This is a genomic window from Furfurilactobacillus siliginis (genome assembly GCF_001437435.1).
GTDB lineage: Bacteria > Bacillota > Bacilli > Lactobacillales > Lactobacillaceae > Furfurilactobacillus > Furfurilactobacillus siliginis.
Genome location: NZ_JQCB01000007.1, coordinates 32246 through 56670, shown reverse-complemented (window position 1 = coordinate 56670; position 24425 = coordinate 32246). Strand labels below are relative to the sequence as shown.

The window sequence follows — 24425 nt, the reverse complement described above, 5'->3', positions numbered from 1 at the left end:
ACTTCATGAATATAGTAAAGCCGCATTCATATTTATGCAAGCGCTTACTATATGAGCGTAAAGACGTGTAAGAAACAAAAGGTGAGGCACCCACGCCACAAATCAGGAATGAATGGTTGCTGCAACGGTTGTGAGTGTCGTTGGCGAAGCAGCGCTAAGACACAGCTGATCAATACGATTTGTGTCATAGCCAGCCAACCCCATGCAATTACAAAAATGATCATGATATCTAGATCACCGTTACCCAACACGGGGTGATAATGGAGCACAAGTTGTCCCAGGATAAACACGACAAACAGGCAACCCCATTCACGAAGTGGCGGTTGGCGAAGCGTGAGCGCAGCTAGTAATAAGATAACGTTTAAAACCGTCGGCACGGAGGTCATGATACGATCGATTTCAGCAAGTGCTAGAAGTACTAAGAGAAAACAAATTGTTGCCCAGGTTAGGTGAAACGATGTGCGTAGTGATAGACACGTGGTAAGGATGCCGATGGAAATTTCATAGAGCACATAGCGAGCGCTAATGGCAACATGACAGAAATGGCAACGACCGCGTTGACAGAGCCAACCAAAGATTGGTACCAACTGCCACCAAGTGAGTTGCCGGCGACAGTGGTCGCAAACAGAACGTGGTGTGTCGATGATAGATGATGTGGTCAAACGGTCGGCCAGACACATGACAGTGGAAGTAAAAACAATGGCGTAAAGTGGGCTGACAAGCGACAAAAATAATGACATAATGAATAGCATCCTTTCCAATCCAACACAGTTAGTTTTTACATACGTAAAGTTGTGCGTAAAAATTGCGCTAACAGGTGATTTTTCTCAGTGGTGACTTGACTGTGTTGGGGGAGGATGATATTCTATTAAAGGTGCTTTTTTGTGAAAGTGTCTGCCATCCATGGCGGCTGGAGCTTTAAGCAGCAATCATTTGTGGAAAACAGATTTGGGTTTTTCTTTTTTTATTAATCAAAAAAGAACCGCCTGGGTGTGTGGACTTAAACAGCAACGGAAAGTTGAAAGGAGGACTTTTAGATGCCAACGATTAACCAACTCGTTCGTAGTGGTCGTAAATCTAAAACGTCAAAATCAGATGCCCCAGCATTAAACTTCGGGTATAACAGCTACAAGAAGGAACAGACTAACAACGCTGCACCTCAAAAACGTGGGGTTGCAACTCGTGTCGGTACTATGACACCAAAGAAGCCTAACTCAGCTTTACGGAAGTATGCCCGTGTTCGTTTGTCTAACTTGATTGAAGTTACGGCTTACATTCCAGGTATTGGTCACAACTTGCAAGAACATAGTGTTGTGCTAATCCGTGGTGGCCGTGTGAAGGATTTGCCTGGGGTTCGTTACCATGTTATCCGTGGTGCCCTGGATACAGCCGGTGTTACTGACCGGAAGCAAAGCCGTTCTAAGTACGGTACTAAAAAGCCTAAGGCTTAATCAAGAAAGGAAGATAAACGATGGCTCGTAAAGGACATATTCCAGCACGTGAAGTGCTACCTGACCCAATTTACAACTCAAAGCTTGTTACGCGTTTAATCAACCGCTTGATGTTAGATGGTAAGCGGGGAACTGCTTCAACAATCTTATACGATGCGTTTGATTCAATTAAAGAAACAACTGGTAACGAACCACTTGAAGTGTTCGAAGAAGCAATGAACAACATTATGCCTGTAATGGAAGTTAAAGCTCGCCGTGTCGGTGGTTCTAATTACCAGGTTCCTATCGAAGTTCGTCCAGAACGTCGTAGCACATTAGGCTTACGTTGGTTAGTGCAATACTCACGCTTACGTGGGGAACACACCATGACAGAACGTCTTGCACGTGAAATCATGGATGCTGCCAACAACACTGGTGCTTCTGTTAAGAAGCGTGAAGACACTCACCGGATGGCAGAAGCCAACCGTGCCTTCGCACATTACCGTTGGTAATAATAACCGGCTTTTGACCGGTAGCACCCTTTTGACACCGATCATTATGCGCGGTGTCATTTTTGGGATTTAAGCAGTAAACATGCTATTTAAAAGGAGAAAATAATGGCTAACACACGTGAATTTCCACTCGAAAAAACACGTAATATTGGTATCATGGCCCATATTGATGCCGGTAAAACCACGTTAACTGAACGGATTCTTTACTATACTGGTAAGATTCATAAAATTGGTGAAACCCATGATGGTGCTTCACAAATGGACTGGATGGCCCAAGAACAAGAACGTGGGATTACCATCACTTCAGCTGCCACGACTGCTGAATGGAAGAACAACCGAATCAACATCATCGATACCCCAGGACACGTGGACTTCACTATTGAAGTTGAACGTTCATTGCGGGTTTTAGATGGTGCGATTGCGGTGCTGGATGCCCAAGCTGGTGTTGAACCTCAAACAGAAACTGTTTGGCGTCAAGCATCTACTTATGACGTTCCTCGTATCGTGTTCGTTAACAAGATGGACAAATTAGGTGCCGACTTCGACTTCTCAGTTGACTCAATTGGTGACCGTTTGCAAGCCAATGCACACGCCATCCAAATGCCAATTGGTGCCGAAGATGATTTCGAAGGGGTTATTGACCTGATCGAAATGAAGGCTGACCTTTATGATGAAGATGCTTTAGGGACTGAATGGGACACAGTTGATGTTCCTGAAGAATACCTTGCAGAAGCACAAAAGCGTCGTGACGCTTTAGTTGAAGCAGTTGCCGAATCAGACGACGCTTTGATGGAAAAGTACTTGAACGGTGAAGAAATCAGCAAGGATGAATTAAAGGCTGGTATCCGTCGTGCTACTTTGACAAATGACTTCTTCCCAGTTCTTGCAGGTTCTGCCTACAAGAACAAGGGTGTGCAAATGTTGATGGACGCCGTTGTTGACTACTTACCATCACCAGTTGATGTTAAGCCTTATACAGCCACTGATCCTGAAACAGGCGAAGAAGAAGACCTAGTTGCCGGCGATGACAAGGACTTTGCTGCCTTGGCATTTAAGGTTGCTACTGACCCTTACGTTGGTCGTTTGACGTTTATCCGTGTGTACACTGGTACTTTGGAATCAGGTTCATACGTCTTAAACGCAACGAAGGACAAGCGTGAACGTGTTGGTCGTTTGCTACAAATGCATTCTAACCAACAAAACGAAATTCCTGAAGTGTTCTCTGGGGATATCGCTGCTGCCATCGGTTTGAAGAACACCACTACTGGTGATTCATTGACAGCCGTTGACCACCCATTGCATCTTGAATCAATGGTCTTCCCAGACCCAGTTATCCAAGTTGCCGTGGAACCTAAGACAAAGGCTGACCAAGACAAGATGAACAACGCCTTGCAAAAACTTTCTGAAGAAGATCCTAGTTTCCGTGCCGAAACTAACCCTGAAACTGGTGAAACATTAATTTCTGGGATGGGTGAACTTCACTTGGATATCATCGTTGACCGTATGCGTCGTGAATTCAAGGTTGATGCAACTGTTGGTGCACCTCAAGTTGCTTACCGTGAAACAATTACGAAGTCTGCTCAGGTTGAAGGACGTTTCATCCGTCAGTCTGGTGGTAAAGGTCAATATGGTGATGTTTGGATCGAATTCACACCTAACGAAACTGGTAAGGGTTACGAATTCGAAGATGCCATTGTTGGTGGGGTTGTTCCTCGTGAATACATCCCTTCAGTTGACCAAGGGTTACAAGAATCCATGGCTAATGGTATGGTTGCTGGTTATCCAGTTGTCGATGTTAAAGCTAAGTTATACGATGGTAGTTACCATGATGTCGATTCATCTGAATCAGCATTTAAGATTGCTGCATCATTAGCTTTACGTGAAGCAGCTAAGAAGACTGCTCCAGTTATCCTTGAACCAATCATGAAGGTCGACATTGTCGCACCTGAAGATAACCTTGGGGATGTTATGGGTCACGTAACTGCTCGTCGTGGTACTGTTGATGGAATGGAAGCACGTGGGAACGCGCAAGAAGTTCACTCATTTGTACCATTGGCTGAAATGTTTGGTTACGCAACGACACTGCGTTCATCAACGCAAGGTCGTGGGACGTTTACCATGACGTTTGACCACTACTCAGCTGTTCCAAAGGCTGTCCAAGAAGAAATCATCAAGAAAAATGGTGGGAACCATAATCCTGCCGATGACTAGTCGTTAGTCATTTAAAAAGCCACAACCGGTGTTTAACTGGTTGTGGCTTTTTTTGTTTCTTCTATATAAAGAACTAACGAATAACATTGGCACCGAGCGTTTGTTCAAAATGGTTAAGCGCCCAAGCATGACCGCTGGCGTTAAAAGATGCAACGGCCGATGCTGGAATTGTCAGTGTGTAATCCTTGTTGTATGCATCGACCGCGGTGTGCAAGACACAAATGTCTGTGCATACGCCAGTTAGTGTTAAATCAGTGATGTGGCGACTACGCAAATAGTTATCAAGATTCGAATTGGCAAATGCACTGTAACGATTTTTATCAAAGGAGTAAACATGGTCGTCTTGTTGATGCTTTGTATACCAGTCAGTTAAGTGTCCATATAGTTGCCGACCCCAGGTGTTTGCTAAATTATGTGGTGGGAAGAGCTTACTTTCGGGGTGAAATGCATCATTAGCCGTATGAAGATCAGTTGGGAAAATAACATAGTCTCCGGCAGCTATGTATGCGTCAGCAAGCTTGATAATTGACGGTTCAATGATCTGCCCAGGTTGTCCTGTTGTTAATGCACCGTTGTCAGCAACAAAGTCATTTGTATAATCGATGATAAGTAACGCACGTGGTTGAGTAATAGTTGACATCGTGTGCCTCCTTTTATATAGTTGCTTTCATTGTACTGGAAAGTGTAAAAGATTTGGTTAAGTCGTGCTTGAGATATAAAGTGGACAGTAAATAAAATTGTAACCGAATCGACATTTACAAAACCAAATAAGCCCTTGCCAGTAATGGGTACAGCTGGTATAGTAGACAAGTGCTTGTGCGAAAAAAGGTACAACTGTGCCCAGTTTCAAGCAGCGCTAAGCGAGCAATGATGTGGAAGGTTGCGACACACCCGGCCGCTTTGCCACGGTGGTGTGGCGGTAATTTTCACGGAGCTAGCCTATTTATAAAAAATAGACGATAGGAGGGAACAACTATGGCAAGTAAGAAAATTCGGATTCGCTTGAAGGCTTATGAGCATCGTGTCCTTGATCAGTCAGCTGACAAGATCGTGGAAACTGCTAAGCGGACTGGTGCTGAAATTTCAGGACCAATTCCGTTACCAACTGAACGGACACTTTTCACGGTGTTACGTTCACCACATAAGTTCAAGAAGTCTCGTGAACAATTCGAGATTCGGACGCATAAGCGTTTGATCGACATTGTTAACCCAACTGCTAAAACAGTTGATTCATTGACTAAGCTTGAATTGCCAAGTGGCGTTGATATCGAAATCAAGTTGTAATTCAACAATTGATTTCGTCTAGATCCAATGCGCGTTAAGCGTAATTAAAATCACAATCATATTGGAGGTGTACTCATGACCACAAAAGGAATCTTAGGGAAAAAGGTCGGGATGACGCAGGTCTTCACGGAAAATGGTGAATTAGTTGCCGTTACTGTTATCGATGTCACACCTAACGTTGTATTGCAGGTTAAGACTGTTGAAAACGACAGTTACAACTCAATTCAATTAGGTTTTGACGATAAACGTGAAGTTCTGTCTAACAAGCCCGAACAAGGCCACGTAGCAGCAGCAAAAACGGCTCCTAAGCGCTTCATTCGTGAAATTCGCGATGTTGAGCTTGGAGACGTAAAAGTCGGTGACGAGCTCAAAGCTGATATCTTCGCTGAAGGCGAAGCAGTTGACGTCACGGGTATTACAAAGGGACATGGGTATCAAGGTAACATTAAAAAGGACGGCCAATCTCGCGGTCCTATGGCGCATGGTTCTCGTTATCACCGTCGCCCAGGTTCATTGGGTGCCGTTATCAACCGTGTTTTCAAGGGTAAGTTACTTCCAGGTCGGATGGGTAACCATAAGGTAACCATGCAAAACTTGAAGGTTGTACGTGCCGATGTTGAAAACAACGTTCTGTTGATCAAAGGTAACGTTCCAGGTGCTAACAAGTCATTTGTTACAATCAAAAACTCTGTCAAGGCTGGTCTGAAGAAGAACAACCGCCAGAGCGAAAAATAATTTAAGGGAAGGGAGGATAAACAGCTATGACTACCAGCGTTGATTTATTTAAGCAAGATGGTAAGAAGTCAGGCACAGTTGAATTAAACGACACTGTGTTTGGTATCGAACCTAACGAAAACGTCATCACCGATGCCGTTTTGATGCAACGTGCATCATTACGTCAAGGAACACACGCCGTTAAGAACCGGAGTGCTGTCCGTGGTGGTGGTAAGAAACCATGGCGTCAAAAGGGTACTGGTCGGGCTCGTCAAGGGTCAATCCGGTCACCACAATGGCGTGGCGGTGGGATTGTCTTCGGACCAACTCCACGTTCATATGCCTACAAGTTGCCACAAAAAGTGCGTCAACTTGCCATGAAGTCTGTATTGTCACAAAAGGTTTTGGACAAAGCCTTGGTTGTTGTTGATGCTCTTGAATTCAAGGCACCAAAGACTTCTGAATTTGCCACGGTTCTAGACAACCTGAAAGTTGCTGAAAAGACCCTTGTTGTGGTTGAAGACGATAACGAAAACGCAGCATTGTCTGCACGTAACTTAGCTAATGTCACTGTTCTGACTGCTAAGGGCGTAAACGTTTTGGACATTGTTAACAACGATAAGATGGTGATTACCCAATCTGCTCTTTCTCAGGTAGAGGAGGTGCTCGCATAATGGAAGCACGTGATGTGATTTTACGCCCAGTTGTTACCGAAGCCTCAATGGCTGATATCGATGACAAGCGTTACATGTTTGATGTTGACACCCGCGCAACCAAGACGCAGATCAAGAGCGCCATCGAAGAAATCTTCGATGTTAAGGTTGTTAAGGTTAACGTAATGAACGTTAAGGGTCATTTGAAGCGCCAAGGACGTTACAGTGGTTACACTAAGAAACGTCGTAAGGCAATCATTACTTTGAGCTCAGACTCAAAGGAAATTAAGTTATTTAACGAAGAATAGTATTCTTCGAGTCTATGCGCCGTTGATGTTAAGGCTCCTCACAAGGGACAACCAGTCACGGCACGACAATTTAGGAGGAAAGAATAGTGGGTATTAAGAGTTATAAACCAACCACTAACGGTCGTCGTAACATGACCGGTTCCGACTTTAGTGAAATCACTAAGACGACTCCAGAAAAGTCCTTATTGGAATCACAAAGTCACCGCGCAGGTCGTAACAACCAAGGTCGCATGACAGTTCGTCATCGTGGCGGTGGTACGAAGCGTGCATACCGGATCATCGACTTTAAGCGGATTAAAGACGATTACAAAGCAACCGTAAAGGCCATTGAATATGACCCAAACCGGACTGCTAACATCGCCTTACTGGTCTACGAGGATGGTACGAAGTCATACATCTTAGCACCTAAGGGTCTAGAAGTTGGCACCGTTGTTGAATCTGGTCCAGATGCGGATATCAAAGTTGGTAACGCATTACCATTGACAAACATCCCAGTTGGGACGATTGTTCACAACATCGAATTAAAGCCTGGTAAGGGTGGCCAAATTGCCCGTTCTGCTGGTGCTTCAGCTCAATTGTTGGGTAAGGAAGGCAAGTACGCTTTAGTACGTTTGGCTTCTGGTGAAGTTCGGATGGTGCTTGCTGCTGGCCGTGCCACTGTTGGTACCGTTGGTAACGAACAACACGAATTGATCAAGTTAGGTAAAGCCGGTCGTAAGCGTTATGCTGGCCAACGTCCTCACGTTCGTGGTTCTGTAATGAACCCTAACGATCACCCACATGGTGGTGGTGAAGGGAAGGCCCCAGTTGGTCGTCCATCACCAATGTCACCATGGGGTAAGAAGACTGCTGGTAAGAAGACGCGGAACCACAATGCTCGTTCAAACAAGCTTATTGTGCGTGACCGTCGCAAGAAGTAATCTTTCTTATTCAATCACATACGACATTTTGTTGTTAAACACATGAACGCGTTAGCATATTGCTAACATGAGAGGAGGCCACACGATGGGTCGTAGTCTTAAAAAAGGACCTTTCGCCGATGAACATCTGCTGAAGAAGATCGCTGCGCAAGCGGATTCTGAAAAGAAGACCGTGATCAAAACTTGGTCACGTCGCTCAACCATCTTCCCTAGCTTCATCGGATACACAATCGCTGTTTATGACGGACGGAAACATGTCCCAGTGTTCATCTCTGATGACATGGTTGGTCACAAGCTTGGCGAATTCGTTCCAACGCGGACTTTCCGCGGACACGGTTCCGATAAGGCAACCGGTAAATAATTAGGAGGACTGAACAATGGCTGAACAAGTTACATCTGCAAAAGCAACTGCAAAGACTGTTCGTGTCGCTGCTCGTAAGGTTCGCCTAGTTGTTGACCTTATTCGCGGCAAGAGCGTTAATGAAGCATTTGCTATTCTAAAATTCACGCCTCGCGGTGCATCCGAAGACGTTGAAAAAGTATTGAAGTCTGCTGTCGCAAACGCTGAAAACAATTTTGATCTGGATCGTACAGACTTGGTTGTTACAGAAGCATTTGCAAACGAAGGACCAACCCTTAAGCGGTTCCGTCCTCGGGCTAAAGGTTCCGCATCACCAATCAACAAGCGGACTAGCCACATCACAGTAGTCGTATCTGAAAAGTAGGAGGAAACGAGCGTGGGTCAAAAAGTAAATCCAAACGGATTCCGTGTCGGAGTAATCCGCGATTGGGAAGCCAAATGGTACGCAGATAAAGATTATGCTACCTGGTTAATCGAAGACGTGAAGATCCGTAAGTTTATCGATCAAAGACTTGCTGACGCATCTGTTTCAACCGTTGAAATCGAACGGGCTGCTGGTCGGGTGGTATTATCCATTCACACCGCAAAGCCTGGGATGGTTATCGGTAAAGGTGGGTCAGAAGTTGAAAAGCTCCGGAAGGAACTTAACAACTTGACTGGCAAGCAAGTACACATCAACATCATTGAAATCAAGAAGCCTGACTTGGATGCTCATTTAGTTGGGGATTCAATTGCTAAGCAACTTGAACAACGTGTTGCATTCCGTCGTGCTATGCGTGGTGCTATCCAACGCACTATGCGTTCAGGCGCTCACGGAATTAAGGCAATGGTATCTGGCCGTTTGAACGGTGCTGATATCGCCCGTAAGGAACGTTACTCAGAAGGAACTGTTCCATTGCACACGTTACGTGCAGATATTGACTATTCATGGGACGAAGCTCGTACCACTTACGGTATGCTAGGTGTTAAGACCTGGATCTACCGTGGTGAAGTGCTCCCTGCCAAGAAGTCAACAAATACTCAACGAGGAGGGAAATAATCATGCTGGTACCTAAACGTGTAAAGCACCGTCGGGAATTCCGCGGTCACATGCGTGGTGAAGCCAAGGGTGGTAAGACTGTCGCTTTCGGCGAATATGGTCTTCAGGCTCAAACTTCATCATGGGTTTCTAACCGCCAGATTGAAGCGGCTCGTATTGCTATGAACCGTTACATGAAGCGTGGTGGTAAGGTTTGGATTAAGATTTTCCCTCATAAGTCCTACACCTCAAAGGGTGTCGGTGTTCGTATGGGTAACGGGAAAGGGGCACCTGAAGGTTGGGTATCCCCAGTTAAGCGCGGCAAGGTAATGTTCGAAGTTGGCGGTGTTTCAGAAGCCGTTGCGCACGAAGCATTACGTTTAGCTAGCCACAAACTGCCCGTTAAGACGAAAATCATCGGACGTGAAGAAGTAGGTGGCGAATAATTATGAAAATGACTGATGTTAACAAATTAACCACTGCTGAAATGCTTGAAAAAGAAAAGGGCTACAAGGACGAATTATTCAACCTGCGCTTCCAATTGGCTACTGGTCAATTAGAAAACACCGCTCGGTTGAAGCAAGTTCGTAAGAACATCGCCCGGTTGAAGACGGCACTCCGTCAACAAGAATTAAGCCAAAGCAAATAATTAGAATACGAAAGGAGAACTTAACCTATGAGTGAACGTAACGCGCGCAAGGTTTACCAAGGACACGTGGTTTCAGATAAGAGTGATAAGACGATCATCGTCGCAATTGACACTTACAAGATGCACCCTGTTTATGGTAAGCGGGTTAAATACACCAAGAAGTTCGTTGCGCAAGATGACAACAACGAAGCTAAGACTGGCGATATCGTACGGATCATGGAAACTCGGCCTTTATCTAAGACTAAGCACTTCCGCCTACTGAATATCGTTGAAAAGGCAGTCATCCTGTAATAACTATTTCTACGTATTCTAATTAGCTGCGGAAGGAGGATATAACCGTGATTCAACAAGAAAGTCGTTTAAAAGTTGCTGATAACTCAGGAGCCCGTGAAATCTTGACCATCAAGATTCTTGGCGGTTCTACTCGTAAATCAGCCAACATCGGTGACATCATCGTTGCTACTGTTAAACAAGCAACACCAGGTGGCGTTGTAAAAAAGGGTGACGTTGTGAAGGCTGTTATTGTCCGGACTGTTTCCGGTATGCACCGTACTGACGGTTCATACATCAAGTTCGACGATAACGCTGCTGTCATCATCGGAGATGACAAGAGCCCTAAAGGCACGCGTATCTTTGGACCAGTTGCTCGTGAACTGCGTGAAGGCAACTACATGCGAATCGTTTCACTGGCACCTGAAGTACTGTAATCAATTAATTAAGCTGAATGCATAAGTTGAACAGGAGGTGCACAGCAGAATGTTCTTAAAAACTGGAGACCAAGTTCGCGTAATCGCAGGTAAGGACAAGGGTAAGGAAGGCGCTATCAAGCAAACCTTAGCTAAGTCAGACCGCGTTGTCGTGGAAGGTATCAACATGGTTAAGAAGCACCAGAAGCCAAACAACGAATTCCCACAAGGTGGCGTCGTTGATGTTGAAGCACCTATCCACGTCTCAAACGTGATGTTAATCGATCCTTCAACTAAAGAACCAACTCGGGTTGGCTTTAAGATTGAAGACGGCAAGAAGATTCGTGTTGCTAAGAAATCTGGCAAGACAATCGCTTAATTTTAGGGAAAGGAGGAATATCTTAGAATGACTAACCGTTTGAAAGAACGATACGAAAAGGAAATTAAACCTTCCTTGATTGAAAAATTCAACTACAGTTCAAGCATGCAAGCCCCACACATCGACAAGATTGTGCTGAATATGGGGGTTGGTGATGCAACCACTAACTCAAAGAACTTAGATGAAGCCGTTGAAGAACTTGGCTTGATCTCAGGTCAAAAACCTGTCATCACAAAAGCCAAGAAATCAATCGCCGGCTTCCGTCTTCGTGAAGGAATGTCCATTGGTGCCAAGGTAACTTTGCGCGGTGAACGGATGTATGACTTTTTAGACAAGTTGATCAATGTGTCATTACCACGTGTTCGTGATTTCCGTGGTGTTTCTAACCGCTCCTTTGACGGACGTGGTAACTACACCTTAGGGATTCGTGAACAACTGATCTTCCCTGAAATCAATTACGATAATGTTAAGCGGGTTCGTGGTTTGGATGTTGTCATCGTAACCACCGCCAACACTGATGAAGAATCCCGTGAGCTATTAGCTCAAATCGGGATGCCGTTTACTAAGTAAAAGGAGGTTCCACAAACATGGCAAAGAAATCAATGGTGATCAAAAGCCAACGCCCAGCTAAGTTTTCAACGCAAGCTTACACGCGTTGTGAACGTTGTGGACGTCCACACTCAGTTTACCGGAAGTTCCATCTATGTCGTTTGTGCATGCGTGATTTAGCCCATAAGGGTCAAATTCCTGGCATGACAAAGGCTAGCTGGTAGGCTTCGGTCTTTACTGAAATTCGATTTGGATTCCTTTCAAGTCGTTTAATTGTTTTATCTCGATACTAAAAGGAGGCAAATATCGATGTCTATGACTGACCCTATTGCAGATTTTCTGACACGGATCCGGAACGCCAACATGGTGCGCCATGATTCAGTTGAAGTACCTGCATCAAAGATTAAACGCGACATTGCTGAAATCTTAAAAAATGAAGGTTTCATTCGCGATGTTGAATACATTGAAGACGACAAACAAGGTATCATCCGTGTTTTCCTTAAGTACGGTAAGGATGGCGAACGTGTCATTTCCGGCTTAAAGCGGATCTCAAAGCCTGGTTTACGTTCATACGTGAAGGCTGACTCAGTTCCTAAGGTTCTGAACGGTTTAGGGATTGCGATCATCTCTACGTCTGAAGGTGTGATCACCGATAAAGATGCACGTCAAAAAGACGTCGGCGGCGAAGTGCTCGCTTACGTTTGGTAATCATTAAATTAAGACAGGAGGTGTAAATCGTGAGTCGTATTGGTTATAAAGTTGTAACTTTACCCGCAGGGGTCGAAGTTAAGCAAAACGGTAATGATGTTACGGTTAAGGGACCAAAGGGTGAATTAACTCGCACGTTCTCTAACTTAATCACCATGAAAGTTGACGGTTCAGAAGTTTCTTTTGACCGTCCTAATGACAACAATAAGGTTAAAGCCATTCATGGGACTACACGTGCCAACTTCGCCAACATGGTTGAAGGTGTTACGGATGGTTTCAAGAAGACGTTGAAGCTTGTCGGTGTTGGGTATCGTGCCCAAGTACAAGGCAAGAAGCTCATCATGAGCGTTGGTTACTCTAACCCCGTTGAATTTAACGGTCGTGAAGGCGTAACTGTTGAAGTTCCTGACAACACGACAGTGATTTTATCAGGAATCTCCAAGCAACAAGTTGGGGACTACGCTGCGGAAATCCGTGGTATCCGTCCACCAGAGCCTTACAAAGGTAAAGGGATTCGCTATGAAGGCGAAATCGTCCGTCGTAAGGAAGGTAAAACTGGTAAGTAGGCTTAATCGTCTATCACTAGTTTTCCGAATCGTGTCGCAGCGCACGTTAACACTGCGAATAAAATATGAGGTGAATTGTTGTGATTTCGAAACCAGATAAAAACAAAACACGTCAACGTCGTCATGCACGCGTACGTGGCAAAATTTCTGGTACTGCGCAGCGCCCACGCTTGAACGTTTACCGTTCTAACTCAAACATCTACGCTCAAGTAATTGATGACGTAGCGGGTGTGACGCTGGCAAGTGCCTCGACACTAGACAAAGACATCAAGGGTACCACGAAGACAGAAAAAGCTGCTTCTGTTGGTGAATTGGTGGCTAAGCGCGCTAACGAAAAGAAGATTGCTGATGTTGTCTTCGATCGTGGCGGTTACTTATATCATGGTCGGGTTCAAGCTTTAGCTGAATCTGCTCGTGAAAACGGACTTAAATTCTAGAGAAGGAGGAATAACCAAATGGCTTTTATCGACCCAAGTAAGTTAGATTTAGAAGATAACGTCGTTTCAATCAACCGTATTACCAAGGTTGTTAAGGGTGGTCGTCGTCTTCGGTTTGCTGCCTTAGTTGTTGTTGGTGACCACAATGGTCACGTCGGCTTTGGTACTGGTAAAGCGCAGGAAGTGCCTGAAGCAATTCGTAAGGCTGTGGAAGCAGCTCACAAGAATTTGATCAAGGTGCCAACTGTTGGATCAACATTACCTCACGAAGTTCTGGGGATTTACTCAGGTTCTAAGGTTATGTTGAAGCCAGCCGTTGAAGGTTCTGGGGTTGCCGCAGGTGGTGCCGTCCGTGCCGTTATGGAATTGGCCGGTGTTGCTGATGTGACAAGTAAGTCTCTTGGTGAAAGCACACCGGTTAACGTTGTGCGTGCCACCTTTGAAGGACTTAAGGACTTGAAACGTGCCGAAGATGTTGCTGCATTACGTGGCGTATCTGTCGAACACTTAGCTGAATAGGAGGACGAAACTCATGGCTGAACAAGTCAAGATTACTTTAGTGAAAAGTGCCGTTCACCAGAAGCCAAAGGTTCGTAACGTTGCGTATAGCTTAGGCTTAGGTCGTGTCAACAGTTCTGTTGTCCGTCCTAACAACGAAGCAACTCGCGGTGCAATCATGAAGATTGCGCACTTAGTAACTGTTGAAGAAGTTAAGTAACATTATTTCTCGCGTAAGGAGGTGCCAACCCAATGAAGTTGAACGAATTACAACCAAGCGAAGGTTCTCGTAAAGAACGCATGCGTCGTGGACGCGGTGTGTCAGCCGGTAACGGTAAGACTTCCGGTCGTGGACAAAAGGGTCAAAAAGCCCGTAGTAAGACACGTGTCGGTTTTGAAGGGGGCCAAATGCCTCTGTACCGTCGTATTCCTAAACGTGGTTTTACTAACATTAACCGCAAGGAATTCGCCATTGTGAACTTAGCTTCACTAAACAAGTTTGATGACGGTGCTGACGTAACGCCAACAGCCTTAGTTGAAGCAGGTTTAGTTAAGAATGAAAAGAGTGGCGTTAAGATTCTTGGAAACGGTGACGTTACCAAGAAGTTAACAGTTCACGCAAACAAATTCTCAAACGCAGCAGTTGCTGCAATTGAAGCAGCCGGCGGTAAGACTGAGGTGATCTAGTTGATCTCAACGATTTCAAATGCGTTTAAAAGCCGTGAAATCCGTAATAAGATCTTCTTCACCCTGTTTGTTTTAGTTGTTTACCGATTAGGATGTTACATTACCGTTCCCGGAGTGAATGCACGTGCTTTACAAGCAGTGGCGAGCTCCGGGCTTGTTAATGTATTGAACATCTTTTCTGGTGGTGGCTTAACAAACTACTCCCTATTTGCAATGGGGGTCTCACCCTTTGTTACTGCACAGATCGTGGTGCAATTGCTCCAAATGGACATCGTGCCACGTTTTGTTGAGTGGAGTAAACAAGGTGATGTAGGTCGGCGGAAGTTGAATCAAGCAACTCGGTACTTAACAATTGTTTTAGCATTTGTTCAGTCTATCGGGATCACTGCTGGGTTCAATGCGTTAGGACAAATGCACTTGGTTAAAACACCGAATGCACAAACGTTCATTATGATTGGTGTCCTGTTAACTGCCGGAACCATGTTTGCAACATGGCTCGGTGACATGATCACACAACGTGGTCTTGGAAATGGGGTTTCAATGTTAATCTTCGCCGGAATTGTTGCGAGAACCCCTGTGGGTCTTCAGCAATTATGGCAAGAGAACGTTTCTAACGCTGCCAAAGGTCAAATCTGGCAAGGTGTATTGTTTGTAGCGGCGGTGTTGATCTTAGTTATCATCATCATCATCTTCGTTACATGGGTTCAACAAGCCGAAAGGCGCATTCCCATTCAATATACCCGTCGTGCCACAACGTCTGGCTCAGGTAGTTATCTACCATTAAAGGTCAACGTTGCAGGTGTGATTCCAGTTATCTTCGCTAGTTCGTTAATTTCAACGCCACAAACTATTTTGTTGGCGTTCCAAAAAACGCATGGTGATGATGGTTGGTATCAAGTAATGTCTAAGATCTTTAACATGCAGACAACTGAAGGGGCTGTTTTATACACAGTTCTGATTGTCTTGTTCACATTCTTCTATGCGTTTGTTCAGGTTAATCCTGAGAAACTGTCGGAGAATCTACAAAAACAAGGTAGTTACATTCCAAGTGTTTGGCCAGGCCACGATACCCAAGAGTTTGTTTCGCGTCTGTTGATGCGACTCAGTACGGTTGGATCATTGTTCCTTGGTTTGGTCGCTTTGATTCCACTGCTTGCCAGTGATATCTGGGGACTGGATGAATCCATCGGTTTAGGTGGGACATCACTACTAATCATCGTTGGTGTGGCTATCGACATTATCCGTCAACTAGATGGATTAATGATGAAACGACAATATGTTGGTTTCATCGCTGACGATCAGCTAAATGAACATGAAGAAGCAGAAAAACAGGAGGATTAATCATGGCTTTCAATTTAATCTTAATGGGCTTGCCTGGTGCCGGTAAAGGCACGCAAGCACAAAAGATCGACGAACAATATCAGGTGCCACATATTTCGACAGGTGATATTTTTCGGGAAGCAATGGCCAGCGAGACTGAAATGGGTCTTGCAGCCAAAGCCTACATTGATAAAGGTGAACTTGTGCCTGATGAAGTAACGAACGGTATTGTTAAAGATCGTTTGAGTCAAGCAGACGTTTTGGAAAATGGATTCATGTTGGATGGTTATCCACGTAATCTTGACCAAGCAGCTGCTTTGGATCAAATGTTGGCAGATTCGAATCGCCATGTTGACGCAGTGATTAACATCGATGTTAACCCTGACGTTTTGGTCGATCGTTTGTCAGCGCGCTTCATTTGCCGAGTTTGTGGGGCAACCTACAACCGGATTAGTAACCCAACTAAGGTTGAAGGAACTTGTGATGTTTGTGGGTCACACGATTTCTACCAACGGGACGACGACAAACCGGAAACGGTTAAGAATCGTTTGGCTGTGAACATTAAGATGAACACGCCACTTGTTGATTACTATGAGAAGCAAACTGTTTTACACACCATTAACGGTGAGCGAAACATTGATGATGTCTTCAAAGATGTCGCTAATGTTCTGCAGTCAGTGAACAACTAACAGGTCAAGTGCTTGTGGTACCCTTAAGATTGTGATAAGCTCTCTTGGTATGGTTTACGCAAGAGATTGTGTAAAAAGGGTGGAAACGGCTGTTTTCGCCGTTTTTTCCGTCATTTGACGCCACCGTATTTAGAGAATCAAATTCAATTCAGGGGAGGAACTCTGCTTGGCAAGCGATGTAATCGAAATCGAAGGTACTGTCAAAGAAACATTGCCTAATGCAATGTTTAAGGTAGAACTTGAAAATGGTCACGAAATCTTAGCCCATGTCTCTGGTAAGATCCGGATGCACTACATCCGAATTTTGCCTGGGGATAAAGTCACGGTTGAAATGTCACCGTATGACTTAACTAAGGGTCGGATTACGTACCGTTTCAAGTAACCGCAGCCTCATAATTTTGGAGGAAAATCATGAAAGTAAGACCATCAGTTAAGCCTATGTGTGAACACTGTCGCGTTATCAAACGTAACGGTCGGGTTATGGTGATTTGTTCAGCTAACCCTAAGCACAAACAACGGCAAGGTAAATAATTCTAAATAAAAGGAGGTAATTGTTATGGCTCGTATTGCAGGTATTGACTTACCACGTGACAAACGGATCGTGATTGGGTTAACTTACATTTTCGGAATCGGTAATACTTCAGCACAAAAGATTTTGGCTGAAGCAGGTGTTAGCGAAGACATTCGTGTTCGGGATTTAGCTCCTGAAGACGAAGACAAGATTCGTGCAATTGTTGATAACTACAAGGTTGAAGGGGATCTTCGCCGTGAAGTATCAATGAACATCAAGAACTTACAAGAAATTGGTTCATACCGAGGCATGCGTCACCGTCGTGGTTTACCAGTTCGTGGACAACACACGAAGAACAACGCTCGGACTCGCAAAGGCCCAGCTAAAGCAATTGCTGGCAAGAAGAAGTAATTTAAGATAAAGGAGGTTAGCATTTCTCATGGCAGTTAAAAAAACATCGCGTAAGCGTCGTGTTAAAAAGAACATTGAGTCTGGTGTTGCACACATCCACTCAACATTTAACAACACATTAGTTATGATTACGGACGTGCAAGGTAACGCTGTTGCTTGGTCTTCAGCCGGTGCTCTTGGTTTCCGTGGTAGTCGTAAGTCAACTCCATTTGCTGCCCAAATGGCTGCTGAAGCAGCTGCTAAGGGTTCAATGGATCATGGCATGAAGACTGTTGAAGTTGCCGTTAAGGGACCTGGTTCAGGTCGTGAAGCCGCAATCCGTGCTTTACAATCTACCGGTCTGGAAGTTACTTCAATCCGTGACGTTACACCAGTACCACATAATGGATCTCGTCCTCCAAAGCGTCGTCGTGTTTAATTGATGACATCACTAATTGGAGTGATGAACGTTCATTAATTAAATTAGACGAGTTTTGAAAGGGGTAAACAGAAGAATGATCGAATTTGAAAAGCCAAACATTCATAAAATCGATGAAAGCAACAACTATGGGAAGTTCGTCGTTGAACCACTAGAACGTGGCTACGGCACGACCTTAGGGAACTCGCTGCGGCGGATTTTACTTTCATCATTGCCTGGTGCGGCAGTCACTAGTATTCAAATCGATGGCGTCCTTCACGAATTCTCAACTGTTGAGGGTGTCGTTGAAGATGTTACGCAAATCATCTTGAATATGAAAAAGGTTTCTTTGAAGATGGCCACTGATGAAGAAAAGGGTATGGATATTGATGTTAAGGGTCCTGCGATTGTTACCGCTGGTGACATTCAAACAGACGCTGATGTTGAAATCATGAACCCAGATCTTTATATCTGTACAGTTGCAGATGGGGCTACCTTCCACATGCACTTAACTGCAAATAAGGGCCGTGGATACGTTTCAGCTGATGAAAATAAAGCTCGTCAGGACGATATGCCAATCGGTGTATTGCCTATCGATTCCATTTATACCCCAATCGAACGTGTAAACTACCAGGTTGAAAATACCCGTGTTGGTCAACGCGATGACTATGACAAGCTCACACTTGATGTCTGGACCGATGGTTCAATCACACCTAGTGAAGCAATTAGTCTTGCTGCGAAGATTCTAACTGAACACCTTGCAATGTTTGTTGACTTGACCGATACAGCAAAGAATGCTGAAATCATGGTCGAGAAAGAAGAAACACACAAGGAAAAGATGCTCGAAATGACCATCGAAGAGTTAGATCTGTCCGTTCGTTCATATAACTGTTTGAAACGTGCTGGTATCAACACGGTGCAAGAGTTAACTGATCGTACAGAAGCTGACATGATGAAGGTACGTAACCTTGGTCGTAAGTCACTTGAAGAAGTTAAGGCAAAATTAGCTGGCTTAGGTTTGTCCTTGAAACAGGAAGACTAGTCAGACTTACCTACCAAAGGAGGTTTAAACATGAGCTACCGCAAATTACAACGGACCAGTTCTCAACGTAAAGCTTTGTTACGCGATTTAACGACCAACTTGATCGTTAACGGTCGGATTGAAACGACTGAAGCACGTGCCAAGGAAGTACGTAAGACTGCTGACCAAATGATCACCTGGGGTAAGCAAGGCGACTTGCATGCTCGGCGTGAAGCTGCTGCTTTCGTTCGTGACGTCGTTGCTGACGTTAAGGAAGATGGCGACAAGGTTACTGCACAAACTGCTTTGCAAAAGTTGTTTGATGACTTAGCACCTCGTTTTGCTGAACGCAATGGTGGTTATACTCGGATGTACAAGACCATGCCTCGTCGTGGCGATGCCGCACAGATGGTAATCTTGGAATTCGTTGACTAATCATCAGCATTCTCGGTAGTACGAATAGCTACCCTAAATCAATCGACGGATGGGTTTAGTATTTGAATATTCAAAATAATCACTAGTGCCAATGGTATAAAGCGTTATGATGATGGCGATCGCGTTCGCCCAGTCTAGCTTGAATGAGCAATTGCTCGCGCCGTGGTACTAAGTGATTTTTTTGTACATAGATTTATGAAAACGGGCTTAAGTTGCACTAGGACAGGATTTTCGCTAAAATAGTGCGGTATTAAAGGTTTTATAATGAGGTGAAGACAAGTATGCGAACACACCACGTTAAGGTGCTGACCGGAGCTGTGGTGCTGTTACTAGCGGCGATTACGTTGGGTGCTACCGCAATCACGACGATTAATGCTGAACGAGAGCATCAAGCGCATGAATCAAAGCTACGTCGTTTGAGTGAAAAGGCGGCTAAGGTGTTACCTAAAGAGGCGTTTAAACCAGGGCACTATACACTGGCAGATGCGCATGGCGAAGTCGGCTATCACATCACGGCGGTGGCGACAGTGGATTCTGCTGGTCGTTTACAGCATATTGAATTTGATCAATTAGATGAAGACGGATTGTTCAATCCAGCAACAGCACAATTAGTCACTGACTGGAACACACATTTACTAACCGATCCTAATGCTAGTAAGTTACGCAAAGGGAATGCGACAACGGCTTTTTATCAGCAATATCAAAGTGATATGCGGCAATTGCTTCATGCAGCGCATACAGGTGAAGAACACCATGTAACGGTGTCACAAAATGATTAGTGAACATTGAGGGAATCTTATGGCAGCAATGATTGAGGTAAAAAACTTAACGTATCATTATCCAGAAGTGGCACAGCCTGCGCTTGATCACATTTCATTGACTGTGGAACAAGGCGAATGGGTTGCCATTGTGGGTCATAATGGGTCCGGTAAAAGTACACTTGTTCGGGCTATAGATGGCCTTGTTGATTTTAGCGAGGGTGAGGTTACTGTTGCTGGTATCAAATTGACGCCCGATTCAGTGTGGGATGTACGCAAGCAAATTGGGATGGTGTTTCAAAATCCTGATAATCAGTTTGTTGGGGCCACAGTCGCTGATGATGTGGCTTTTGGACTGGAAAATGCTGGTATTCCCCGCGATAAAATGATTCAAAAGGTTGATGCTGCATTAAAGCAAGTGGATATGGCTGCGTTTTCCGATCGTGAACCAAGTCGTCTATCGGGTGGCCAAAAGCAGCGTGTTGCACTGGCTGGAATTATTGCCATGAATCCAAGCATTATTGTTTTAGATGAGGCAACGAGCATGCTTGATCCACATGGACGGCAAACGGTGATGGATGTCATTACCAAGTTACGGCAATCAGAAAAAGCACCAACAATTATTTCAATTACACATGATTTAGATGAGGCAGCTCGTGCGCAACGGTTAATTGTTGTGAATGATGGGCAACAACTTGCTACGGGTAAGCCTGCGGAAATATTTGCGAATGAAGCCCTCCTGGCCAGCTCAGGGTTAGCACAGCCGTTTTCTACGCGGTTGGCGCGATCACTAGCACAACAGGGTAGTGTGCATCCTGATCACTATTTGAGTGATACAGAAATGGAGGACTGGTTATGGCAATCACATTTGACCATGTAAACTTTACGTACCAGCCGAATTCACCATTTGCTGCCACTGGGTTAAAGGATGTCAACTTGACCTTGCCAGATGGTTCTTTTACGGCAATCATTGGCCATACCGGTAGTGGTAAAAGTACGTTGGTCCAGCATTTAAATGGGTTATTGAAGCCAACGAGTGGCCAGGTTCAGGTAGATGATTTCACGTTGACTAGTACAACAAGCAATAGACATTTGAAAGACTTACATCAGCATGTCGGCATGGTGTTTCAGTTTCCTGAGAATCAATTGTTTGATCAAACCGTGGTAAAAGACATCGCATTTGGTCCGTTAAACTTTGGCTTTGATGAGAATACAGCTCACGATATGGCAGTTCAGGCTGCTAAAACGGTCGGGTTACCAGACAATGTACTAGAACGCTCTCCCTTTGAGCTGTCAGGCGGTCAAATGCGGCGAGTAGCGATTGCTGGTGTCTTGGCCAGTCAACCGCGCGTCTTAGTGTTAGACGAGCCGACAGCAGGGTTAGATCCGCTTGGACGTGAGCACATGATGCAAATGTTTGAGCAGTTGCATGAGGAGCAGCAGTTGACGGTCGTGTTAGTCACGCATCAGATGGATGATGTGGCTGACTATGCTGACCAGGCTGTCGTAATGGGCCATGGTGAAGTGTTGAAGGCTGGTGCACCACAGACAATCTTTAATGATCCACAGTGGGTATACGATCAGCAGTTGGATTTTCCAACGGCGACCAAATTTGCCTTTCAACTACAACAAAAGGGCTTTTCATTCAATCAATTACCATTAACGGAACAGCAGTTAGCAGACCAGTTAGCTGATCAGTTACCAGCCATGGACGGAAAGGGGCGTTAGCAATGTTAGAACAGTTAACGCTCGGTCGGTATGTACCGGGGCAATCGATTTTGCATCGGTTGGATTCGCGGGCAAAATTATTATTATCGTTATATTTAATTGTCATCGTCTTTTTAACGTCAAATTGGCTGACCTATGTGTTTATGTTTATTCTAGTTGGCGGTTTGATTGCAATGACAGGCCTTAAAGTGGGCTATTTTATTCGCGGGATTGGTCCTTTGATTTGGCTGATCGTTTTCACTGCAGTCTTGCAATTATTATTCACGCCTGGTGGACATGTTTATTGGCATTGGGGTGTTTTGATGCTGACATCAACCGGGATTGCCACCGCAGTTAGCGTATTTCTACGATTTCTACTGATTATCACCATGGCAACGATTTTAACGTTGACCACGGCACCATTGGCGATTGCTGATGGTGTGGAGGCAATGTTAAAGCCGCTTCGAATCGTTCATTTTCCGGTTGCACAGACGGCCTTGATGCTGTCAGTTGCGTTGCGCTTTGTACCAACGTTATTAGACGAGGCGACGACGATTATGAATGCGCAGCGCGCACGTGGTGTTGAATTTAATAATGGTGGTTTGATCAAACGACTGCGAGCAATCGTACCGCTATTGATTCCATTATTCGTAGGTGCGATTTCACGGGCAGATGAATTAGCAACCGCAATGGAGGCACGAGGCTACCAAGGCGGTGATGGTCGGACAAAGTATCGTGTACTGCATTGGCGCAGTGCAGATACGATGGCAGTCATTAGTGTGTTGATCATTAACATTGTGTTAGTCGTGTTCAGACATTTAAATTAAGTTAGGGGTTCATGCATGTCACAACGCTATAAAGTTACATTAGCTTATGATGGGACAAATTTTGCAGGTTATCAGGTACAACCGCGTCAGCGAACGGTAGAAGCTGTGTTGACTAAGGTTGTCAATCAAATTGCGAAGAATCCGGTGCCAGCGATTGCGGTCTTTGGGTCAGGTCGGACAGATGCAGGCGTTCACGCGCATGGACAAGTCGTTCATTTTGATTTACCTAAACGAATTCCCGCACCTAACTTATTATTGGCACTGAACAGTATGTTTCCTTTGGATATGTTAGCTAAAGAAGTGGTCGAGGTTGATGACGACTTTCACGCGCGCTTTTCAACGCATGGTAAGCGATATCGCTATGTGGTGTCGAACACGCAATTCGTTGATCCGTTTAAACGCAACTACACTGGTCATTACAAATATCCACTGAATGTTGATTTGATCCAACAGGCATTACCGGATTTAATCGGCACGCATGATTTTACGAGTTTTGTGGCATCGGGCAGCCAGGCAAAATCAAATGTACGGACGATTTATGACATTACTGTGCAGGAGAATCCGGCAGCCCATGAGGTGACCTTTGAATTCTACGGTAGTGGTTTTTTATACAATCAGGTACGCATCATGGTGGCCACGTTGTTAGAGGTTGGTAATGGTCGGCGCCTACCAGATTCGTTGCCAGACGTTTTAGCAGCAAAGGACCGTGAACGCGCGCGGGAAACAGCACCAGCCAGCGGGCTTTACTTAGAGACCGTTGATTACGAAAATAACGTTGAAAATTCAGAACTGTCATAAATTTGCAATTGACTTATAGAGGGCGCAACAGTACACTAGTACCTGGTATTGTTTGCCCCACGATAGGCCCCGGAAAGTTTTATCGAGTGTCAAACAGACAAGAAATTGGAGGAAAATACCGTGCGTACAACTTATTTAGCAAAACCAGGTGAAGTAGACCGTAAATGGTACGTGGTTGATGCCACAGACGTTCCTTTGGGACGTTTAAGCTCTGCCGTTGCAACGATTCTTCGAGGCAAGAACAAGCCAACATTCACCCCTAATGTGGATACGGGTGATTTTGTGATCGTGCTTAATGCAGGCAAAGTGGGCTTGACTGGACGTAAAGCTTCAGACAAGATCTACTACCACCACTCAAACCATCCAGGTGGTTTGAAGTCACGCACTGCAGGTAACTTACGTGATGAAAACCCAGTTCGGTTGATCGAAACTTCCGTTAAGGGTATGTTGCCAGCAGGAACTCTTGGCCACAAGCAACTTTTGAAACTGCATGTCTATGCAGGTGACCAACATGATCAAGCTGCCCAACAACCAGAAGTTTTGGACATTACGAAATTAATCTAAGGGGGAAATCACATTGGCTACTGTTCAATACTCCGGCACAGGTCGTCGGAAAAACTCAGTTGCACGGGTTCGTTTAGTTCCCGGCACTGGTAAAATTACCATGAATGGTAAAGATATTACTGAATACATTCCTTTCGCTAACTTGCGTGAAGTTGTTTTACAACCATTCGCTGCAACAGAAACGACTGGTAACTATGATGTTTTGGTTAACGTCAATGGTGGTGGCTTCTCCGGTCAAGCCGGCGCCACTCGTCACGGTATCGCCCGTGCATTACTGACAGTTGATCCAGATTTCCGTGCCGCATTGAAGAGCGCAGGTCTTTTGACCCGTGATGCTCGTATGAAGGAACGGAAGAAGCCCGGTCTTAAGAAAGCCCGTAAAGCTTCACAATTCTCAAAACGTTAATATTTATATTA

Annotated in this window: 41 protein-coding genes; 39 read left to right on the top strand and 2 right to left on the bottom strand. The window is 44.9% G+C overall.

Annotated elements, in window-relative coordinates; genetic code table 11:
• Positions 1 to 47 precede the first annotated feature (47 nt).
• Positions 48 to 740: a prepilin peptidase gene (locus IV55_RS10335; protein WP_162260736.1), complete on the bottom strand. Its 693-nt coding sequence runs from the start codon at positions 738 to 740 to the stop codon at positions 48 to 50.
• Between the two features lie 297 nt (positions 741 to 1037).
• Here IV55_RS10335 and rpsL point away from each other — a divergent pair, with 297 nt between their 5' ends.
• The 3 genes from rpsL (at position 1038) to fusA (ending at position 4153) form a co-directional block, all read left to right on the top strand.
• On the top strand, positions 1038 to 1451 hold the full coding sequence (rpsL, locus tag IV55_RS06240) for a 30S ribosomal protein S12 (protein ID WP_057810439.1): 414 nt from the start codon (positions 1038 to 1040) through the stop codon (positions 1449 to 1451).
• Between the two features lie 20 nt (positions 1452 to 1471).
• Positions 1472 to 1942, top strand: coding sequence for a 30S ribosomal protein S7 (gene rpsG / locus IV55_RS06235; RefSeq protein WP_057810437.1), 471 nt, complete (start codon positions 1472 to 1474; stop codon positions 1940 to 1942).
• A gap of 105 nt (positions 1943 to 2047) precedes the next feature.
• A complete protein-coding gene (gene fusA / locus IV55_RS06230; RefSeq protein ID WP_057810434.1) occupies positions 2048 to 4153 on the top strand; it encodes an elongation factor G in 2106 nt (701 codons plus the stop codon).
• Positions 4154 to 4226: 73 nt separating this feature from the next.
• Here the strand turns inward: fusA and IV55_RS06225 are convergent, their stop codons facing one another.
• Positions 4227 to 4793: a cysteine hydrolase family protein gene (locus IV55_RS06225; RefSeq protein WP_057810432.1), complete on the bottom strand. Its 567-nt coding sequence runs from the start codon at positions 4791 to 4793 to the stop codon at positions 4227 to 4229.
• Between the two features lie 335 nt (positions 4794 to 5128).
• On the opposite strand from IV55_RS06225, the gene rpsJ reads away from it, so the two are divergent.
• The 36 genes from rpsJ (at position 5129) to rpsI (ending at position 24414) form a co-directional block, all read left to right on the top strand.
• Positions 5129 to 5437, top strand: coding sequence for a 30S ribosomal protein S10 (gene rpsJ, locus IV55_RS06220; RefSeq protein ID WP_057810431.1), 309 nt, complete (start codon positions 5129 to 5131; stop codon positions 5435 to 5437).
• 75 nt (positions 5438 to 5512) lie between these two features.
• Positions 5513 to 6172 carry a 50S ribosomal protein L3 gene (gene rplC, locus IV55_RS06215; RefSeq protein WP_057810429.1) on the top strand — a complete coding sequence of 220 codons (660 nt, stop codon included), beginning with the start codon at positions 5513 to 5515 and terminating at the stop codon, positions 6170 to 6172.
• A 26-nt stretch (positions 6173 to 6198) separates the two neighbouring features.
• Positions 6199 to 6825 (top strand): 50S ribosomal protein L4, encoded by a 627-nt coding sequence (rplD, locus tag IV55_RS06210; protein WP_057810427.1) that lies wholly within the window; start codon positions 6199 to 6201, stop codon positions 6823 to 6825.
• Positions 6825 to 7112 (top strand): 50S ribosomal protein L23, encoded by a 288-nt coding sequence (gene rplW / locus IV55_RS06205; protein WP_057810425.1) that lies wholly within the window; start codon positions 6825 to 6827, stop codon positions 7110 to 7112. The genes rplD and rplW overlap by 1 nt, the downstream gene beginning before the upstream one ends.
• Before the next feature lie 86 nt (positions 7113 to 7198).
• Positions 7199 to 8032: a 50S ribosomal protein L2 gene (rplB, locus tag IV55_RS06200; RefSeq protein WP_057810423.1), complete on the top strand. Its 834-nt coding sequence runs from the start codon at positions 7199 to 7201 to the stop codon at positions 8030 to 8032.
• Between the two features lie 85 nt (positions 8033 to 8117).
• Positions 8118 to 8393 carry a 30S ribosomal protein S19 gene (gene rpsS, locus IV55_RS06195; RefSeq protein ID WP_057810421.1) on the top strand — a complete coding sequence of 92 codons (276 nt, stop codon included), beginning with the start codon at positions 8118 to 8120 and terminating at the stop codon, positions 8391 to 8393.
• A gap of 16 nt (positions 8394 to 8409) precedes the next feature.
• Complete coding sequence (gene rplV / locus IV55_RS06190) at positions 8410 to 8757, top strand: 50S ribosomal protein L22 (RefSeq protein ID WP_057810419.1); 348 nt, start codon at positions 8410 to 8412, stop codon at positions 8755 to 8757.
• Between the two features lie 12 nt (positions 8758 to 8769).
• Positions 8770 to 9432, top strand: coding sequence for a 30S ribosomal protein S3 (gene rpsC, locus IV55_RS06185; protein WP_057810417.1), 663 nt, complete (start codon positions 8770 to 8772; stop codon positions 9430 to 9432).
• Between the two features lie 2 nt (positions 9433 to 9434).
• On the top strand, positions 9435 to 9857 hold the full coding sequence (gene rplP, locus IV55_RS06180; RefSeq protein WP_057810415.1) for a 50S ribosomal protein L16: 423 nt from the start codon (positions 9435 to 9437) through the stop codon (positions 9855 to 9857).
• Between the two features lie 2 nt (positions 9858 to 9859).
• Complete coding sequence (gene rpmC / locus IV55_RS06175; protein WP_057810414.1) at positions 9860 to 10060, top strand: 50S ribosomal protein L29; 201 nt, start codon at positions 9860 to 9862, stop codon at positions 10058 to 10060.
• Positions 10061 to 10087: 27 nt separating this feature from the next.
• The gene (gene rpsQ / locus IV55_RS06170) at positions 10088 to 10351 is read left to right on the top strand and encodes a 30S ribosomal protein S17 (protein ID WP_057810412.1); all 264 of its coding nucleotides are present in this window, start codon (positions 10088 to 10090) and stop codon (positions 10349 to 10351) included.
• Between the two features lie 47 nt (positions 10352 to 10398).
• Positions 10399 to 10767 (top strand): 50S ribosomal protein L14, encoded by a 369-nt coding sequence (gene rplN, locus IV55_RS06165; RefSeq protein ID WP_057810410.1) that lies wholly within the window; start codon positions 10399 to 10401, stop codon positions 10765 to 10767.
• A 49-nt stretch (positions 10768 to 10816) separates the two neighbouring features.
• On the top strand, positions 10817 to 11125 hold the full coding sequence (gene rplX / locus IV55_RS06160; RefSeq protein ID WP_057810408.1) for a 50S ribosomal protein L24: 309 nt from the start codon (positions 10817 to 10819) through the stop codon (positions 11123 to 11125).
• 27 nt (positions 11126 to 11152) lie between these two features.
• Positions 11153 to 11695 carry a 50S ribosomal protein L5 gene (gene rplE, locus IV55_RS06155; protein ID WP_057810406.1) on the top strand — a complete coding sequence of 181 codons (543 nt, stop codon included), beginning with the start codon at positions 11153 to 11155 and terminating at the stop codon, positions 11693 to 11695.
• A gap of 17 nt (positions 11696 to 11712) precedes the next feature.
• A complete protein-coding gene (locus IV55_RS06150) occupies positions 11713 to 11898 on the top strand; it encodes a type Z 30S ribosomal protein S14 (protein WP_057810404.1) in 186 nt (61 codons plus the stop codon).
• A gap of 85 nt (positions 11899 to 11983) precedes the next feature.
• Positions 11984 to 12382 (top strand): 30S ribosomal protein S8, encoded by a 399-nt coding sequence (gene rpsH / locus IV55_RS06145; RefSeq protein ID WP_057810402.1) that lies wholly within the window; start codon positions 11984 to 11986, stop codon positions 12380 to 12382.
• A gap of 29 nt (positions 12383 to 12411) precedes the next feature.
• Positions 12412 to 12948 (top strand): 50S ribosomal protein L6, encoded by a 537-nt coding sequence (gene rplF / locus IV55_RS06140; RefSeq protein ID WP_057810401.1) that lies wholly within the window; start codon positions 12412 to 12414, stop codon positions 12946 to 12948.
• An 80-nt stretch (positions 12949 to 13028) separates the two neighbouring features.
• Positions 13029 to 13385 carry a 50S ribosomal protein L18 gene (gene rplR, locus IV55_RS06135; RefSeq protein ID WP_057810399.1) on the top strand — a complete coding sequence of 119 codons (357 nt, stop codon included), beginning with the start codon at positions 13029 to 13031 and terminating at the stop codon, positions 13383 to 13385.
• An 18-nt stretch (positions 13386 to 13403) separates the two neighbouring features.
• Complete coding sequence (gene rpsE / locus IV55_RS06130; RefSeq protein ID WP_057810397.1) at positions 13404 to 13904, top strand: 30S ribosomal protein S5; 501 nt, start codon at positions 13404 to 13406, stop codon at positions 13902 to 13904.
• A gap of 13 nt (positions 13905 to 13917) precedes the next feature.
• Complete coding sequence (gene rpmD, locus IV55_RS06125; RefSeq protein ID WP_057810395.1) at positions 13918 to 14103, top strand: 50S ribosomal protein L30; 186 nt, start codon at positions 13918 to 13920, stop codon at positions 14101 to 14103.
• A gap of 32 nt (positions 14104 to 14135) precedes the next feature.
• Complete coding sequence (gene rplO, locus IV55_RS06120) at positions 14136 to 14570, top strand: 50S ribosomal protein L15 (RefSeq protein WP_057810393.1); 435 nt, start codon at positions 14136 to 14138, stop codon at positions 14568 to 14570.
• Positions 14571 to 15911, top strand: coding sequence for a preprotein translocase subunit SecY (secY, locus tag IV55_RS06115; RefSeq protein ID WP_057810391.1), 1341 nt, complete (start codon positions 14571 to 14573; stop codon positions 15909 to 15911). It abuts the gene before it with no gap.
• 2 nt (positions 15912 to 15913) lie between these two features.
• Positions 15914 to 16579: an adenylate kinase gene (locus tag IV55_RS06110; RefSeq protein WP_057810389.1), complete on the top strand. Its 666-nt coding sequence runs from the start codon at positions 15914 to 15916 to the stop codon at positions 16577 to 16579.
• A 166-nt stretch (positions 16580 to 16745) separates the two neighbouring features.
• On the top strand, positions 16746 to 16961 hold the full coding sequence (gene infA / locus IV55_RS06105) for a translation initiation factor IF-1 (protein WP_017262672.1): 216 nt from the start codon (positions 16746 to 16748) through the stop codon (positions 16959 to 16961).
• Positions 16962 to 16990: 29 nt separating this feature from the next.
• On the top strand, positions 16991 to 17110 hold the full coding sequence (rpmJ, locus tag IV55_RS10155; protein WP_081495882.1) for a 50S ribosomal protein L36: 120 nt from the start codon (positions 16991 to 16993) through the stop codon (positions 17108 to 17110).
• Between the two features lie 25 nt (positions 17111 to 17135).
• Positions 17136 to 17501, top strand: a complete 366-nt coding sequence (gene rpsM / locus IV55_RS06100) for a 30S ribosomal protein S13 (RefSeq protein WP_057810387.1) — start codon at positions 17136 to 17138, stop codon at positions 17499 to 17501.
• 28 nt (positions 17502 to 17529) lie between these two features.
• Positions 17530 to 17919: a 30S ribosomal protein S11 gene (gene rpsK, locus IV55_RS06095; protein ID WP_057810385.1), complete on the top strand. Its 390-nt coding sequence runs from the start codon at positions 17530 to 17532 to the stop codon at positions 17917 to 17919.
• Positions 17920 to 17995: 76 nt separating this feature from the next.
• Positions 17996 to 18940 carry a DNA-directed RNA polymerase subunit alpha gene (locus IV55_RS06090; RefSeq protein ID WP_057810384.1) on the top strand — a complete coding sequence of 315 codons (945 nt, stop codon included), beginning with the start codon at positions 17996 to 17998 and terminating at the stop codon, positions 18938 to 18940.
• A 30-nt stretch (positions 18941 to 18970) separates the two neighbouring features.
• The gene (rplQ, locus tag IV55_RS06085; RefSeq protein WP_057810382.1) at positions 18971 to 19354 is read left to right on the top strand and encodes a 50S ribosomal protein L17; all 384 of its coding nucleotides are present in this window, start codon (positions 18971 to 18973) and stop codon (positions 19352 to 19354) included.
• Positions 19355 to 19635: 281 nt separating this feature from the next.
• Entirely contained in the window at positions 19636 to 20133 is a 498-nt protein-coding gene (locus tag IV55_RS06080; RefSeq protein WP_057810380.1) for a hypothetical protein, read from the top strand.
• A gap of 19 nt (positions 20134 to 20152) precedes the next feature.
• Positions 20153 to 20992, top strand: a complete 840-nt coding sequence (locus IV55_RS06075; RefSeq protein ID WP_057810377.1) for an energy-coupling factor ABC transporter ATP-binding protein — start codon at positions 20153 to 20155, stop codon at positions 20990 to 20992.
• Positions 20968 to 21840: an energy-coupling factor ABC transporter ATP-binding protein gene (locus tag IV55_RS06070; RefSeq protein ID WP_057810375.1), complete on the top strand. Its 873-nt coding sequence runs from the start codon at positions 20968 to 20970 to the stop codon at positions 21838 to 21840. Before IV55_RS06075 ends, IV55_RS06070 begins: the two co-directional genes overlap by 25 nt.
• 2 nt (positions 21841 to 21842) lie before the next feature.
• Entirely contained in the window at positions 21843 to 22646 is an 804-nt protein-coding gene (locus IV55_RS06065; protein ID WP_057810373.1) for an energy-coupling factor transporter transmembrane component T family protein, read from the top strand.
• A 15-nt stretch (positions 22647 to 22661) separates the two neighbouring features.
• Positions 22662 to 23444: a tRNA pseudouridine(38-40) synthase TruA gene (gene truA / locus IV55_RS06060; RefSeq protein WP_057810371.1), complete on the top strand. Its 783-nt coding sequence runs from the start codon at positions 22662 to 22664 to the stop codon at positions 23442 to 23444.
• Positions 23445 to 23564: 120 nt separating this feature from the next.
• Positions 23565 to 24008, top strand: a complete 444-nt coding sequence (gene rplM / locus IV55_RS06055) for a 50S ribosomal protein L13 (RefSeq protein WP_057810369.1) — start codon at positions 23565 to 23567, stop codon at positions 24006 to 24008.
• 13 nt (positions 24009 to 24021) lie between these two features.
• Entirely contained in the window at positions 24022 to 24414 is a 393-nt protein-coding gene (rpsI, locus tag IV55_RS06050) for a 30S ribosomal protein S9 (RefSeq protein WP_057810367.1), read from the top strand.
• The last annotated feature ends 11 nt before the right edge of the window (positions 24415 to 24425 follow it).